Annotated in this window: 10 protein-coding genes and 2 pseudogenes; 2 read left to right on the top strand and 10 right to left on the bottom strand. The window is 71.9% G+C overall.

Annotated features, from left to right (window positions below; translation table 11 throughout):
• Positions 1-77: 77 nt before the first annotated feature.
• From ACIQU6_RS15100 to ACIQU6_RS15055, 10 genes are all read right to left on the bottom strand, one after another.
• A complete protein-coding gene (locus ACIQU6_RS15100; protein WP_403482056.1) occupies positions 78-887 on the bottom strand; it encodes an enoyl-CoA hydratase/isomerase family protein in 810 nt (269 codons plus the stop codon).
• A gap of 147 nt (positions 888-1,034) precedes the next feature.
• Positions 1,035-1,736 (bottom strand): HAD-IA family hydrolase, encoded by a 702-nt coding sequence (locus tag ACIQU6_RS15095; protein ID WP_403482055.1) that lies wholly within the window; start codon positions 1,734-1,736, stop codon positions 1,035-1,037.
• Positions 1,733-2,389: a transaldolase family protein gene (locus ACIQU6_RS15090; protein ID WP_403482054.1), complete on the bottom strand. Its 657-nt coding sequence runs from the start codon at positions 2,387-2,389 to the stop codon at positions 1,733-1,735. The genes ACIQU6_RS15095 and ACIQU6_RS15090 overlap by 4 nt, the downstream gene beginning before the upstream one ends.
• Entirely contained in the window at positions 2,386-4,416 is a 2,031-nt protein-coding gene (locus ACIQU6_RS15085; protein WP_403482053.1) for a thiamine pyrophosphate-dependent enzyme, read from the bottom strand. The genes ACIQU6_RS15090 and ACIQU6_RS15085 overlap by 4 nt, the downstream gene beginning before the upstream one ends.
• A gap of 10 nt (positions 4,417-4,426) precedes the next feature.
• The gene (locus ACIQU6_RS15080; RefSeq protein WP_403482052.1) at positions 4,427-5,722 is read right to left on the bottom strand and encodes a D-arabinono-1,4-lactone oxidase; all 1,296 of its coding nucleotides are present in this window, start codon (positions 5,720-5,722) and stop codon (positions 4,427-4,429) included.
• Complete coding sequence (locus tag ACIQU6_RS15075) at positions 5,719-7,422, bottom strand: alpha-amylase family glycosyl hydrolase (RefSeq protein ID WP_403482051.1); 1,704 nt, start codon at positions 7,420-7,422, stop codon at positions 5,719-5,721. Before ACIQU6_RS15075 ends, ACIQU6_RS15080 begins: the two co-directional genes overlap by 4 nt.
• A gap of 10 nt (positions 7,423-7,432) precedes the next feature.
• Positions 7,433-8,419 (bottom strand): aldo/keto reductase, encoded by a 987-nt coding sequence (locus tag ACIQU6_RS15070; RefSeq protein WP_403482050.1) that lies wholly within the window; start codon positions 8,417-8,419, stop codon positions 7,433-7,435.
• On the bottom strand, positions 8,419-9,891 hold the full coding sequence (locus ACIQU6_RS15065) for a glycosyltransferase (RefSeq protein WP_403482049.1): 1,473 nt from the start codon (positions 9,889-9,891) through the stop codon (positions 8,419-8,421). Before ACIQU6_RS15065 ends, ACIQU6_RS15070 begins: the two co-directional genes overlap by 1 nt.
• Positions 9,884-12,652 (bottom strand): DUF4915 domain-containing protein, encoded by a 2,769-nt coding sequence (locus tag ACIQU6_RS15060; RefSeq protein WP_403482048.1) that lies wholly within the window; start codon positions 12,650-12,652, stop codon positions 9,884-9,886. The genes ACIQU6_RS15065 and ACIQU6_RS15060 overlap by 8 nt, the downstream gene beginning before the upstream one ends.
• 14 nt (positions 12,653-12,666) lie before the next feature.
• The gene (locus ACIQU6_RS15055) at positions 12,667-14,487 is read right to left on the bottom strand and encodes a class II aldolase/adducin family protein (protein WP_403482047.1); all 1,821 of its coding nucleotides are present in this window, start codon (positions 14,485-14,487) and stop codon (positions 12,667-12,669) included.
• Positions 14,488-15,170: 683 nt separating this feature from the next.
• Here ACIQU6_RS15055 and cysC point away from each other — a divergent pair.
• Positions 15,171-15,698 (top strand): annotated as a pseudogene (gene cysC / locus ACIQU6_RS15050) (adenylyl-sulfate kinase); the annotation flags it as partial.
• Positions 15,695-15,942 (top strand): annotated as a pseudogene (locus tag ACIQU6_RS15045) (hypothetical protein); the annotation flags it as partial. The pseudogenes cysC and ACIQU6_RS15045, both read left to right, overlap by 4 nt.

The following is a 15,942-nucleotide window of genomic DNA, read 5'->3' as shown; positions in this document are numbered from 1 at the left end:
CTCCGGGTCACGTAGGCACCGTTCGGGGGCGCCCCATTGCCATCGCGCCGGTCCTCGAACCGCTGTCGCGGCCCGGATCACGACTGTGCCGAAGGGAAACGAGGCGGGCGCTTCTCGCGTAGGGCCGTGTAGCCCTCGACGACGTCCGGGCCGAGGAAGGTGAGCATTTCGTAGGCGGCGGACTGGTCGAAGGTGGGGCCGAAGGTGCGCAGCCAGTTGTTGAGCGTCCGCTTTGTGAGGCGGATGGCTTGTTGGGGGCCGGTGGCCAGGGTGTCGGCGATTCTGAGGGCCTCGTCGAGGACCTGGTCGCGGGGGAGGGCCTTGGCGACCATGCCGAGGCGCTCGGCTTCGGCGCCGGTGAGCATCTCGCCGGTCAGCAGGTAGTAGCGGGCCTTGGCCATGCCGGCCAGGAGCGGCCAGATGATGGCTGCGTGGTCGCCCGCGGCGACGCCGAGCTTGACGTGTCCGTCGCCGATCTTCGCGTCCTCGGCCGCGATGGCGACGTCGGCGAGCAACGCGGCGACCGTACCGGCGCCCACCGCAACGCCGTTGATCGCCGAAACGATCGGCTTCTCGCAGTTGATGATGTTGTAGACGAGGGCGCTCATCTCGCTGAGCATGTGCGAGACCCGGTCGTAGTCACCGGCCATCCGCTCGACCATCGCGAGGTCCCCGCCGGCGGAGAACGCCCGGCCCGCGCCGGTGATGACCGCGACCCGGGTCTCGGGGTCGGCGGAGACGTCGTTCCAGACCCCGGCGAGCTCGGTGTGCATCTGCTCGTCGGCGGCGTTGTACTTCTCGGGCCGGTCGAGGGTGATGAGCAGAACGCCGTTCGGGCGGCGGGAGAAGGCGAGTTGCTCGTATTGCCCGTAGCCGTCGAAGGTCACCGGAATCCTCCGTTCGTCCCGGTCCGCGTCCGCGCAGACCGGTGTGGTCGACGGCCACAGCCAACCACAGGCGGCCGCAGTGGCTGTGTGCGGAGACAGCGCCGCGGGGGCGCCCCTTTCGGGCGTCCCCGCGGTCACTGGTGTGGGTCAGTCGCGCCCGGTGCTCGCCACGGAGTCGTGGGCGAACTCCAGGTGGGCGAGACCGGGGAGTACGGCGTCGGCCTCGACCAGTGCGTCTGCCTGATGTGTGGTGGTGATGGCCACGACCGTGCAGTCGGCGGCCCGTCCGGACCGGATTCCCGACGGGGCGTCCTCCACCACCAGACAGTCGGTGGGGGAGACCCCGAGGGCCTCGGCCCCGAGCAGGTACGGGGCCGGGTCCGGCTTGCCGCGCGGGCAGTCGTCCGCCGTGACCAGGACCTCCGGGACCGGCAGCCCCGACGCGGCCAGGCGGTGCCGGGCCAGCGCGGCGGAGCACGCCGTGACGACGGCCCAACGCTGGCCCCGCGCGGTCAGCGACGCGAGGAGCTCGGCCGCGCCCGGCATCGCCGTGCCGGGCGTGGGGTCCTCCTCCTGGATCTGCAGCTGGTAGCGGGCCGCCCGCGTCACCTTGTCCGCGGGCCAGTAGGGCCGCACGGTCCGGATCAGGTCGACGGCCGTGTGACCGTGCAGCAGCCCCTCCAACTCCTCCGGGGCCACGTCGTACCGCGCACACCACAGATTCCAGGCCCGGTCCACCGAATCACCCGATTCGACCAGGGTGCCGTCCAGGTCGAAGAGCACCGCCGCGTAGTCCCGACCGACGGTGGCGGGGCGCAGCACGGTGGCCGTGGCCGCGGCGGGAGTCACGACGCGGCCCCCGCGCCGCCGCGGTACTGCGCGAGGAAGTCGTCCTCGGCGGCGACCGAGGAGGGGTGCGAGACCAGCGCGCGCAGCACGGTGAGCGGCACGGTCACCCCGTCGGCACCCTGCCGCAGCACCTCGGCCACCTGCTCCGGAGTCTTCACGGACGCGGCCACCACGAGCGGGGCGGGACGGTTGCCGCGCACCGCCACCAGACCGGCCACCAGCGGGTCGGAGACCTGAGGGTCCTTCAGACCGCGGTCGTGGTAGGGGATCACGGCCTGGCAGCCGAGGGCGAGGGCGGTGATCATCGCCCGGGGCGCCTGGGCCGCCGTCAGCGCCACGCGGGCACCGAACTGCCGCGCGGCATGGGCCACGGCCGTACCGGACGCGGTCGCCATGGCCTTGATCGCCACGCGCTCGGGGTCCAGGTCGAACGCGCGACGGGCCTCGGCCACCAGGTCGTCGCCGTAGGCCCCGGAGGGCTGGTAGCACACCTCCCCGGGCACCAACGCCAGCAGCGTGGCGAGGTGTTCGAGGGGCTTGTCGGTGACCGCTCGCATCAGCTTCGGGTTGGTCGTCACACTGGTGACCAGTCCCGAGGCCACGGCCTCCTTGACGTCGTCGGGGTCCGCGCTGTCGATCAGCAGCATGCTCATGCCTCCACCTTCCGCTGGGTCTCGAAGCCCTGGGTGACCCAGATACCGCGCCAGGCGTCCGGGTCGGAGGGCAGTCGCAGTTCGATCAGTGCCGGACCGTCCACGGCCGCGGCCTTGTCGAGTTCGGCCGACAGCCGCTCGACGGCCTCCTCGACGGCCGCGGGGTCACCGCCGACGGGAACCTCCACGGCGGCCGCCGGGATGCCGAACGAGCTGGCCAGCGCGCAGTAGTCGAAGTCGTCGACATTGTGCAGGAACGGCCGGGTGCCCTCCCCGAACCACTCCGGACCGGAGGCCGCCGACTGCTTGGTCAGCGAGACCGACCGGCCGTTGTTGCACACCAGGTAGGTGATGCGGGGCCGCTCTTGGACCGCGGCCACCAGCCCCTGGAAGGAGTTGGTGAACGCCTGGTCCCCGAGCGTGCACAGCACGTCCGCATCGGGGTTGGCGATGGCGACGCCGGTGGCCAGCGGGATGCCGCCGCCCACGAAACCGCCGTGCCCGCCGAAGACCCGCAGGCCGGGCGGGAACCCGTCGTAGCCCTCGGAGAGCAGACCGCCGAACATCTGGCTGTCGTCCACCAACACCGGGTTGCGCCAGCAGGAGAGCAGCCCGGCGACGGCGTCGACGATCCGCTGACGGGCCGCGACGACCGGCTCGCGGGCCGGCTCCGGGGTGTGCATCGCCGTGGCGGCCACCTCGGGACCGAACCACTGCTCCCGCGCGGTGCCCCTCTGCTCCAGCCGCGAGGCGATGCCCAGCAGCGCCGCACCCGGGTCACCCGGGACCAGCAGGTCGTCGGGGGCCATGTACTCGTTCTTCTCGACCTTGGCCGGGTCGGTGTTCAGCGCGATCTTGCGGCACTCCGGCAGCGGACCGACCACACGGGGGTAGATGTTGCGGTCCTCGACGGTGACCAACAGGTCGCAACGGTCCAGCAGTTCGAGGTGGGCCGGGCTGTAGGGGTTGAGCCAGCCCGCGAAACCGTGCACCTCCTCGCTGCGCAGCCGCTCGAACAGCATCGGGCCGCGGCGGTAGCGGACCTGGAGCACCGCGGCACCCAGCGCCCGGCTCACCCGGTCCAGCCCCTCGCGCACCCCGTCGTGACGCAGCGCGTAGTCGTCGACCAGGATCACCGGGCGCTCGGCCGTGGCCAGCAACCCCGTTGCCGCGGCGACGACTTCGGTCTCCGGCAGCCCCGGCGCCGGCGGCGTCGGCGCCTCCGCGAGCGCCTCCGCCGGGATCCACCGCTGCTCCGCGACGTCCTGCGGTATGCCGAAGAGCGCCGGACGGTACGGTGCCTGGCGCACGACCCGGCACGCCTCGCGCAGCCTGGCCACGAACGCGACGGCCGCCGCTCCGGCCGCGTCCCCGGCCGGCACCGCCGGGGCCTGCCACCACCAACTGGTGAACTCACCAATGGCGGCCAGCAGGTTGTCCTCGCCGTGCGGCGGCAGGAACCGGGCGGAACCGCTGCTGGGCAGCCCGACCAGGAACACCGTGCCGGCCTCGTTGCGCCGCACGTCGGCCACCGCGCCCGCGCCGTTGGTCAGGCCGCGGGCGCCGTGCAGGATCGCGGCGGCCCGACCGGGGGCGAGGAAGCTGCCGCCGCCCGCCATGAACGCCGACTCCTTGTCGCCGCGCCCGTTGACCATGGCGACGCCCTGGGTCCGGTCCACGGCGTCGCACAGGGAGAGTTCACTGGTTCCGGGATAGCCGAAGACGGTCCGGGTGCCGCTCTGCGCCAGGATCACGGCCACCGCCTCGGCCCCGGTGAGTAACGGAGTGCGGGTCAGCAGACAGTCCACCACGGCGGCGGTCTCGGTCACGGGCCGCTTGAGCACCCCGGCGAGGGTGGCCTCGGCCGCCCGCCGGCCACCGGCCAGGAGTTGACCCACCAGACGGGCCGCGTCGGGACCCGCCAGTTCCAGCAGCCGGTCGGCGACGGCCTCGGGCGCGCCGGGCTCGGCGGTCGGCAGGTTCCGCAGCGCGGGGTGTTCGGTAACGGGCAAGGGGGTGACAGACATGGAGCCTCTTTCAGCAGTGGGTGGATCGGTCGGCATCGATGCAGCGTCGGAGGTGCTCGTTGGTGAACTTGCCGTGGGGGTCGTAGGCGTGGACGAGGTCCACGAAGTCGGGCAGCTTCGGATAGTGGGAGCGCACCACGTCGGGCGCGGTGGTGTAGACCTTCGCCCAGTGTGGTCGGGCGGCGAACGGGGTGAGGACGTCCTCGACCAGCCGCACCACCGGCAGCACCGCGTCGAGGTCGGAGGTCCAGGTGAAGTGGATGCTGACGCTGTCACGGCCCTGGGCGGGGCTGAGCCACAGCCGGTCGGCGGCCACCGTGCGGACCTCGCAGATGTGCAGCACCGGCGCGAGCCGCTCACGCACCAGGTCCAGCGCGCGCAGCGCCGCGGGGGCGTCCTGGGTGGCCAGCAGGTACTCCGACTGCAACTCGTCGCCCGCGCTGGGCACCGCGTCCGGCCGGAAGTGCGACAGCCGCTCGTGCCAGCGGCCGATGACGCCCAACTGCTGGGTGCAGCAGGTGGCGTCCAGGCCGTCGACCGGGTGCCGGGGGCCGTCCGCGGGCACCGCGGTGAACCACGGCTCGTGCACCACCGTCGGATCGGGGTCGCCGATCCGCTGGTTGACCCACACCTGGGTGAGGCGGGGGCCACGCCAGTCGGTGAACAGGCACACGCTGTAGGCGCCGGCGACCAGCTCCGCGAAGTGCGCGTCCAGCACCTCCAACGGCAGCCCCTCGTAGACCCGTTGCCGCATGGCGAACGTCGGCACCAGATCCAGTGTCACGGACGTCACCACACCCAGCGCCCCCAGGTTGACCACCGCGCCCTCGAACTCCCGCGGATGGGTCTCGCGGGCGAGGGTCACCAGGTCGCCGTCGGCGGTCACCAGGTCCAGGGCCGCGACGGAGGTCGACAGACAGCCGTTGCGCACCCCCGAACCGTGTGTCCCGGTCACCACGGAGCCACCGACCGAAACGTGCGGCAGCGAGGCGAGGTTGGGCAGCGCGAACCCCGCACGCTCCACCGGGCCCACGACGTCCGAGTACGGCAGGCCGGCGGCCACCCTGACCGTCGCGGCCGCGGAGTCCACCTCGACGACCGGCGGCAGCTTCGTGACCGAGACCAGCGTCCCCGGGGTGTCGGCGATGTCGTTGAAGGAGTGCGCCGTGCCCAGGGCCCGCACCTGCCGGCCGCGGGCGACCACACCTTGCAGCTCGGACACCGAGGCGGGAGCGGCGAACTCCCGCGCGCCGAAGGTGACATTGCCGGACCAGTTGGTCACGGTACGGGGCTGTGTCGCGCTCACGCGGCCGGTCCCTTCGACGGTGCTGCGGCGGCGCCGAGGTCCGTCGGGACACCGTCGAGCCGGACCACCACCGCCTCCAACGGGCCGAGCGCCAACGGGCCCAGCGGGACCGTCGCCCCGGCCCGGCCTTCATGGGTCGACAACTCGATGCGGCCGGCGGCCGGCAGGTCCACACCGGTGACCTCCACCCGGGCCGGGACATGCCGGAAGTTCACCGCGACCAACAGGCGTTCGTCGGCTGTATGGCGCAGATAGACATAGGAGTCGCCGGAGCTGTCCAGCGAGCGGTAGCCGCCGCGCCGCAGCGCCGCCGAGCCGCCGCGGTACCGGATCAGCCGCCGATAGAGCCCCCACATCGACGCGGGATCGTCCCGTTGCGCCTCGACGTTGGCCCGCCCGGCGTCCGGCCCCGGCGCCAACCACGGCGTCCCGCTGCCGAACCCCTTGCCGGAGGCGTCCCACTGCATCGGGGTGCGCTGACCGTCCCGGCCGTCCACGTCCCGCTCCAGGCCGACCGGCGGAGGCGCGTCCGCCATGCCGATCTCCTCGCCGTAATAGACGCACGGCGTCCCCGGCAGCGTCAGCATCATGACCGCCGCCGCCCGCGCCGGACCCCGACTGCCGAACCGGCTGACCGCCCGCGAGATGTCGTGGGTGGCCAGCGCGTACGTCGGCCAGGAACCGGGCCGCATCGCCGCCAGCAGACCGTCGACCGTACGCCGGAACGCCGCGCCCTCCCACGGCTGCTCCCAGAAGGCGATGTGGAAGACCGTGTGCATCCCCTCGCCGCCGAAGTAGTCGGCGAGCCGGGAGTCGTCGCTGATCGGCACCTCGCCCAGCACGAACCGGCCCTCGACCTCGGACCCGTCGAGACCGGGATAGGAGTCCAGCACCTCGCGCAGCTCCCGCAGCACGTCGTGCACCTCCGGCAGGTCCAACTGGCGCTGTCGGAAACCGGGCACGCTCACGTGACGACGGGCGAGCGCCAACTCCGGCGGGTTGTCCCGCAACCGCTCGTCCTTGAGCAGCCGGTGCGCCACATCGGCGCGGAACCCGTCCACCCCGCGGTCCAGCCAGAACCGCCACACCTTGCGCATCGCCTCCCGCACCGCGGGCTCGCGCCAGTTCAGGTCCGGCTGCCCCGGGGTGAAGCTGTGCAGGTAGTACTGGCCGGTGGCCGGATCGAGGGTCCAGGCGGGCCCGCACTTCTCGAAGGCGCTCAGCCAGTTGTTGGGCGGACCGCCGTCCGGCGCCGGATCGGCCCAGATGTACCAGTTCCGCTTGGGGTTGGTGCGACCGGAACGGGACTCGGCGAACCAGGCATGCTCGGTGGAGGTGTGGTTCATCACCAGGTCCACCACGACCCGCAGCCCCCGCCGGTGCGCCTCGACGACCAACTCGTCGAAGTCGGCCAGCGTGCCGTACACCGGGTCGACGCCCTGGTAGTCGCTGATGTCATAGCCGAAGTCGGCCTGCGGAGAGGGGTAGAAGGGCGAGAGCCAGATCGCGTCGACGCCCAGCGAGGACGACGTGCCGTCCCGGAGGTGGTCGAGTCGGGAGATGATGCCCCGCAGGTCCCCGATGCCGTCACCGTTCGAGTCGGCGAAGCTGCGCGGATAGATCTGGTACAGGACCGCCTCACGCCACCACGGGCCGGGCCCGTCGGTGTCCTGCGGCGGTATCTGAGGGTGCGTGGTCATGCGGGCCCGCCTATCGGTCGACACCGGACATGTCGGGGTAGCGGTCGCCGGCGGCAGCACCGAGCGGGGCCGCCTTGGACAACCGCTCCAACTCCTCGGCCGTCAGCCGTAGTTGCCCCGCCGCCACGTTCTCCTCCAACCGCGCCACGGTCTTCGTCCCGGGAATGGCGAGGACGTCCTCACCCTGCGCGAGCACCCAGGCCAGCGCCAACTGCCCCACGCTCACCCCACGGGCCTCGGCGACCGCGGCGATCTCCCGCACCAGCGCGGTGTTCTGGGACAGGTTCGCCGGCTGGAAGCGGGGGAGCGAACGCCGGAAGTCGTCCGTACCGAGGTCGCCGAAGGAACGGATGCGACCGGTGAGCATGCCCCGGCCCAGCGGCGCGTAGGCGATGAACCCGATACCCAACTCCCGTAAAGTACCCAGCAGTTCACGCTCGGGATCGCGACTGACCAACGAGTACTCGGTCTGCACGGCGGTCACCGGGGTCACCGCGTGGGCCCGGCGCACGGTCGCGGCGGACGCCTCCGACACCGCCAGGTGGCGCACCTTGCCCTCCTGCACCAGCTCCGCCAGCGCACCGAAGGTCTCCTCGACCGGCGTGTCCGGATCCACCCGGTGCTGGCAGTAGACGTCGATGGTCTCCACGCCCAACCGGCGCAACGAACCCTCGCAGGACGCCTTCACATACTCGGGCGTCCCGTTGACGCCGATCACCCGACCGTCCGGACCCTTGACGTTGCCGAACTTGGTCATCAGGACCACCCGGTCACGGTTGCCACGCACCGCCCGCCCGATGAGCTCCTCGTTGGTGTACGGGCCGTACATGTCCGCGGTGTCCAGCACGTTCACCCCGAGGTCCAACGCCCGGTGAATGGTGCGGATCGACTCCGCGTCGTCCCAGGCACCGTAGAACTGCGACATCCCCATGCAGCCCAGGCCCTGTTCGGACGTCACCAGCACGTCCCCCAACGCGTTCTTTCCGAGCTTGCGCATCAGTGCTCCTTCGTGCCGCTGCGTCGTTGTCCGGACCCCGGCCCGCCGGCCGCCGGCCCGGGGATGTCCTTGAGGGCGTCCTCGATCAGTTGCGCCCACTGCGTCAGGTGCCGGTCGGGCAGGAACCGCTCCGCCACCCGCTCCCGCGCGCCCGCACCGAGCCGGGCCGCCAGGACGGGGTCGGTCAACAGGCGCCGGATCGCCGCGGCGGCCGCCGGAACGTCCTTCGGGTCATCGAGCAACAACCCGTGCCGGTCGTCGTCGAGTTGGTCCCGCAGCCCACCGACCGCGCTCGCCACCAGAGGCCGGCGCTTCCACATCGCCTCGGTCGCGGTCAGCCCGAACCCCTCGGCCAGGCTCTTCTGCACCACCACCGTCGCGTGCCGCTGCAACGCGTTGACGACCAGGGCGTTCTCCCGCAGGTCGGTCATCGGCAGGCACAGCAACTGGCTGCGGCGCCGCAGCGCGTCGGGCAGCTCCCGCCACTGCTGCCGGCACTCCTCGAACAGGGCGGCGGCCTCGGGATCGTCGGCAACGGCCCCGCCGACATCCGGCCCCGCGAGCGTGAGGTACGCGTCCTCCACCCCGGCCTCGCCGAACGCCCGCAGCACCCCGCCCATGTCCTTGAGCCGGTCCCAGCGCGACACCTGCACCACCATCGGCACCCGAGCCGACGGCGGATCGCCCTCCCGCACCGCGGTCACCGGCCGCCGCACGGTGACGGGCTCGCCCACCGGCACCGGAACGGTCACCGGCAGCGGGCCCCCGTTGGCCAGGATCCCGACGGCACCCAGCACCGTCGTGGCCGTGGTGTCGGTGAGATCGGTGTTGCGCGGCGCGCACGGGTCGATCGACGGCGGGATCACCGTCGGCCGCTCCGCCCACCCGGGCACATGGCGCGGCGTGGAGAACACCATCCGGTCCTCCGGCTCCAGGAAGTGCCGCAGGAACGCCCAACCCTCCGCGGTGTGTTGATTGGGCCGGTCGCTGCCGATGTGACAGCGCCACACCACGCTCGCACCGCACTCCCGGGCCACCCGCACCAACCCGACCGGCTGCGGATCGTGCACGACCACCACATCGCCCGGCCGCACCCGACGCGCCAACTCCACGGCGTTGGCCTCGGTGACCGCACGGAAGTGCGCCAGCTCGGCCGGGCCCAACGCGCCCGAATCACCCTGGATGCCGTACAGCCGCAGACACAGGCGCTTGGTGATGGCGAAGAACTCGGCATCACCGTCGATCACCAACCACCGCGTGCCCACCCCGAGCGCCCCGGCCAACGGACCGAGACCGTACAACAGCTCGGCCACCCCACCACCGGCCGCGGTGGAGTTGAGCTGCCAGACCACCCGCCCGGCCAACCGCTTGCCCACCCGCTCCGCCACGGAGGCCAACTCGGCACTACGGGCCGCGCCGAACGCCTCCTCGTAGGGCTCCAGGCGCACCGGGGGAAGATCGACCTCACGCATCGCAGACCTCCCGCGGCAGCAGCTCGATCACGACCGGCCCCGAATGGTCGGCGAGCTCCGCCAGGGTCAAGGCCAACGCGGTGGGGGAGACCCGGCGCGCCGACACCCCCAACGCCTCCGCCATCCGCACCGGAGACGGCACCTCCCCACCAGAGCGGACCCCCGTCTCCGCCACCCCCTCGGCCTCGGCCACCACCAGGACGAGCCGAGCCAACTCACGCCGGGCCACGGCCAACGCGGGCAACCCCTCGGCGAAGGCGGCACCGTCCACCAGACAGAGCACCCGCGCCTCAGGCTCCGCCAGTGCCCGACCGAGGGCGAAGGGCACCGCACGGTACGGCGGAGCGTCCCCGCCGGTCGCGTGCCGACCGCCGGCCACGAACACACCGCGGGGATACGGCCGGGCGACTGCCTCGCGCAGCGCCCGACCCAGCGGACCGTCGACGGCCGGCGCGACGGGGACAGCCTCCGAGCCCCGGGGCTCCACCACCTCCTGCCCCAGCACGGACAACGGGACCCACGGCCGCACGGCAGCCTCGGGGGAGAGGGTCAACAACACCGGCCCTGACGGCGCATCGGCGGCGGTCCGCAACGCCTGCCGCACCGACGCGGCGAAGTCGGCGGCCGAGGCGTCGGCATCCCGCTCGGACGCCGACCCGCAGTCGTACCAGGACCGGGCCGGCTGGGGAGTGGCCCGCAACAGGGCGAGCGCGGGCCCGTCGGACGCCGGGGCGGCCAGCACCAGCGGGGCGGTACCACTGCCGTGCGAGGCGGCCAACGCCACCGAGGCGCCCAGCAGTTCGGCATCCGAGGTCAGGACGGCGACGGCCGCCCCATGCTTCGCCTGGCTCGCCCCCGCCGCCTGAGCCAACGCGTCCTGCGCGTCCCTCGCCCCGGCCAGAGTGCCCAACCGGGCGAACGCCGCGGCAAGGGCACCGTCCTCGATAGTGGCGAACGCACGCCCCGCCCCGAGCGCATCGCTGCTCCGCAGAGCCGCCAGCGCCACCGCCTCGGCACCGGTCAGCAGGGCCTGCGACGGCTCGGGCAACAGCTTGGCGACCGTGTCGTCCAGCGCGGCATCCGTGCAGTCCAGCGCCTGGGCCACGGCGGTCGTGAACGCCGAACGCCCAAGGTCCTCGATCCGCCCCAGGACCAACCCGTCCGGCTCCCCGGTCGGGCGGTGGAGCAGGGCACGCACCATGTCGTCGGCGAGCGGACCCGCGGTACGGGCCGCCGCGGCATCGACCGGCGCGATACCGAACGCGCGCAGTTGGACGTACCGCGCCTCCCGCACCACCGCATCCACCACGACGTCGGTACCGCTGAGCTCGTCCTGCAGATCGAACGGCTCACCGTCGTCCTGCGTGAGCGTCACCCGCAACCGGTACCGGCCGGGCACCGAGGGCACCCGCGCCCGCATCGGCACCCGCTCGTCGTCCCCCGGAGGAATGGACCGGGTCAGCGCCGACCGCAGCGACTGCGTGGTCACCTCCTTGCCCTCGGCGTCGAACCAACGGTGGGTGACCCGCACGGGATACGGCGGCGCGGGCGTCAGCAGAGCGCTACCGATGTTGCGGACGGTACAGGTGAAAGTGACCAGACTCTCGGGCTCGGCCTCGACGACCGCGACGTCCGCGCCCGAGACCAGGGCCTCCGCAGCCTGGTGCGCGGTGCCCCGCGGCTCATGACGGGTGCCCTGCGGCCCGGTGAGCGTCAGACGGGCCCGGCTCTCGTGCGGGGTGAGCCGATCGCCGATCGCCCACAACCGCCGCGGCTGCACACCGAGTTGGTCGAAGAGCTGCCGCTGGCCCTGCTCGTGCACCCGCGTGGCATTGGTACCGAACCCGGTCCGGACACCGGCCGCCACCGCATCGGGCACCAGCGCCAGCGCATACACCTCGCGCGCGGACAGGTCCAACAGCCCGGCCAGACTCCACCGATGCCGGTCGACGACCGCGACCGCAGCCGTGGCCACGGACGACGCGGCATGCCGGTGCGGACTCAGCCCCACGAAGACGTACCGGTCGGTGACGACCAGCCCCCGCGGCCAACCCGGCACCGTCAGGGCCCGGGTGGGACGCCGGGTCGCGTCGTCGAACTCCACCAACTCGCCCGCGGCCGAGTCGCAGATCAGCCAGGTCCCGTCCTCGTACCAGGGGTTGTGCGGGGCCCGCAGCCCCTCCAGAACCGGCTCACCCGTGTCGAGCCGGACCACCCGCCCACTGGCCGGCTTACCGTTCTCGTCCCAACCCCGGCGCCGCAGGTACTGCCCGAACCCACACACCACCGGCTGCCCGCGGTACAGCGCCAGGCTGTTGACGTGCCAACTGTCCGGCTCACCCGGCGCGTGCCAACTCCACACCGCCTCGCCGTCCGGCCCCACACACCGCACCTCGTTCTGCATGGTCGCGGCAACCAGCACATTGCGCCCGACCGGCAGCAGATCGTGCGGGGTGGAGACGTTGTCCAGCCGGTGATAGCGGCGCACCCCGGTGGTGTCGTAGGTGACGAGCTCCGCCGGACTGCCGTCGGCGCTCCACAGGCACCGGTGGAGCAACCCGTCATCGCCCAGCACCATCCCACTGCTGGAGACCCGGTCCACCACCTCGGCACCCTGTGTGCCCCGCCCGATCGCGAACAGCCCACCACCGATGGTGTGATGGGCGTCGAAACACGACACCAGCAGGGTCTGCCCCTCGGGGACGAAAGAGGGCAGGTCGCCCTCGGCGGCGCTCGGGGCCGCGGCGTTCTCGGTTCCCATTCCCGCTCCCGTCGTCATCGGCCCGCCGCCTCAAGGGAGATGCTCTGCCACCGGGCGCGCCGCGCCCCGCCCAGGAACACCGCCGTCTCGGCCAGCGCCGCCGGGTCGGCGCTCGCCACGGCATGCGCGGACACGTCGTGCTCCGCGCCCCGCCCGTCGAGCTCCGCGGCGGCCCCGCGCAACGCGGCGGACGACGTCCCCGCCACCAGCAGGAACGTTCCGCCGTGGCCCTGCCGAGCCATCACGTCCAACGCGGCCCCCGAACGACCCGGCCGACCACCGCCCGCCAGATCGATCACGATGTCAAACCCGCCATAGGCGAGCACCGCCTCCTGCACCGGATCGGCACCCCCACCCGGCAGCGCGACCACACGACGCTCGCCGTACTTCCCGCAGATCCGCTCCGCCGCGGCACCGTCCCCGGCCGCCAGCGCCACATGCGCCTCCTGGGCCGCGAGCAACTCGGCGACCGCCGCCGCATCAGGACCCGCCTCACCGGCCCCCAACACGAGCACCACCTTGCCCGCCAACAACCCGTCCGCCACCTTGAGCTGCGGCTTGAGCCGCATCAACGGCCAGTACTCGTCCGCAACGCCCTGAGCCTCGGTCAACGACACATAGCCGCCCACCGCCTCCGTCACCCGGACCACCGTCATCGTCTGCCGATAGTGGTCCCGACGCAGCCGCGCCGCCGCGGCGTCCGCACCCTGGGTGACCACCCCGATCCCGGGCAGCACAAGGGCACGGGGAGCGTCACTGCGCCGACCACCAACCCGGCCGTCCTCCGTGATGTTCTCCTCGTAGTACGACCGGTACCAGGCCCGATGCCGCTCCACCCCGTCCGCCAGGGCCTCCACCGTCGCCCGCCCCGGATCGGTCAACGCGCCCAGAACCAGCGGACGGTAGCCGACGGTCACCAGGTGATCGGGGCAACCCGGCCCGCGCAGACTGGCCCCCGGCCCCTGCACCGACGAGACGAACTCCTCGGTCGCCGCACTGCGGTCCACCTGCAACACCGGACCGCGCCCACCCTCGAAGCAGGCACCGCGCAACGCCGGCAACACCTCCGCGAGCACCGCCTCCGCCCGCTCGTCCGACAGCGCCGGCACGGCACGCCCACCGAGGTCCAACGGGCCGCGCGGAACCCTGCCCAAAGCCGCGACCGAACGAGCCACCGCCTCCAACGAGTTGCGATAGCACTGCTCACTGGTGTCGGCCCAGGTGAACAGGCCGTGATTGGCCAACAGCACGAAACGGCAGCGCGGGTTCGCGGCGATCCGGTCCGCCAGCTCACGCGCCACGCCGATGTCGAACTGCCGGTAGTCGAACCAGATCGCCTCGTCCCCGAACTCCTCCTCGGCCAGCTTGCGACCCTCAGGGAAAGAGGTCAGCGCGATGACCGCGTCGGGGTGACTGTGGTCGACGTGCGCCGCCGGGATGAACGCGTGCGTCAACGTCTCGATCCCCGGACGCCGCTGCTCACCCGTGACACCGCAGGCGACCAGATGCGTCACCATCTCCTGCACGTCCAGCCGGTCCCGCTCGCGCAGCGCCAGCAACTCATCCAGCCGCAGCGCCGGAAAGTCCTCGTCGGTCGTGGTGGCCCCGTCACAGCCCCAGGCACTCATCCACAACACCCGGGTCGAGCGCCCGCAATGGTCCGTCACCGTCCCCTTGACCGAGAAGTTGCCGCCCCCCTCCTTGGACAACGCCGACTCGGAACCCACCAGGTGCGAGCGGAATATCGCCTCGTCGCGCCCTGACAGACCCCGCGCCGCCACGGGATCCCAACGGTCCTTCGGCAGCGGTAACAGTTCCTCCGGCAACGCGCCCACGCGGCGCCTCCTTCGTGGCTGACTGGCAGAACAATCACGGACCCGACCCACGGGGGCCATGGCCCGAAGCGCACAAGAACTCAAGTCAGGGGACCGACAAAGTCCGACCAATACCAGGGAAATGATCGAGGGCAAGGGGGAGACACAGATGCAGAATGGAGTAGGGGGGTCTTAGGGGGGTCCTAGGGGGGTGTGAAAAGCCCGAAGTTTGCGACTCGTTCATGACGACCACAAAACACCCCCGAGCTCTTCGGCGAAAAGCGAAGCACACGGTTCCAGACGCCGACAAGCGGCCAACGAGCGTGCAGCGATGTGATCCGGACAGAATAGGCTCGACGCGCCCCCGGAATGTAAAGCGGCCGTGGCGCACCGTGCAACGGACGTAAACCGCCGGGTCAACGGCCCCTTTCGCAGCTCCACCGCCGGGCACGGCACACACACGCGGGACCTGCCGCAACGAGGTGGCGTGCCGCCTCGCGGTCCGGGCCCAACGAGCCCATTCCCCCGGGGTTTCAGCCAAGCTGAAGAAGCAGCCAACCGGGTCGCCATTGACCACGTCGGCGACGGATGTGGATCCTGACTGCATGGACCGGTCGAGCACATTCGATGAGGATGAGTGTGGCGCCTGGCAACATCGGGTCGCCGAACCGTGGACTACTCCCGAATTTTGTCGATGTTGGCCAGGAGCCACCGTCTGGCTGACCGGCCTCCCCAGTTCCGGAAAGACCACCATCTCCCGTGGAGTGGCACAGGAACTGCACGCCCGCGGACGGCGCACGGAAATACTCGACGGCGACGAGAACCGGAAGTTGCTGTCCGCGGGACTGGGATTCGGAAAGGAGGACCGGCTCACGAATGTGCGCCGGGTCGGTCTGATGTCCGAAGTCCTCGCGAGAAACGGGATCCTGGTCCTCGTACCGGTGATCGCCCCCTACGCGGTGGCGAGGGCCGAGGTCCGCGAACGCCACACCGCCAGCGATACCGCCTTCCTGGAGGTCCACGTGGACGCCCCACTCGAAGTGTGCCGCGAGCGAGACGTCAAGGGACTGTACGCCCGCCAAGCCGCGGGCCGACTCTCGGGCCTGACCGGCGTCGACGACCCCTACGAGCCGCCGCTCACCCCGGAGTTACGCATCGAGACACACCGCCTGAACATCGACGAATCCGTGGACAGCCTGCTGCTGGCCCTCGCCGAGCGTGGTCTCGCATGACGGCGGAACCGTCCCGGTCGTCCACGACCACCGAGGGCCGCACGCCGGCGGACCCCTCCGGTACGACGGCGGGATCCTGCACGGCGACCGAGACACGCAGGCCGGCCCCGTCCCACGCACCCACCCGGCCGGACTTCGACCGTTGGACGCACCTGGATGCGTTGGAGTCGGAGGCGGTGCACATCTTCCGTGAGGTGGCGGGGGAGTTCGAGCGGCCGGTGATTCTGTTCTCCGGTGGCAAGGA

The sequence above is a fragment of the Streptomyces sp. NPDC090442 genome, assembly GCF_044769405.1.
In the GTDB taxonomy this organism is placed as follows: Bacteria; Actinomycetota; Actinomycetes; order Streptomycetales; family Streptomycetaceae; genus Streptomyces.
Note: the sequence above shows the minus strand (reverse complement) of the source record. Positions and strands in the feature narration are given on the sequence as shown.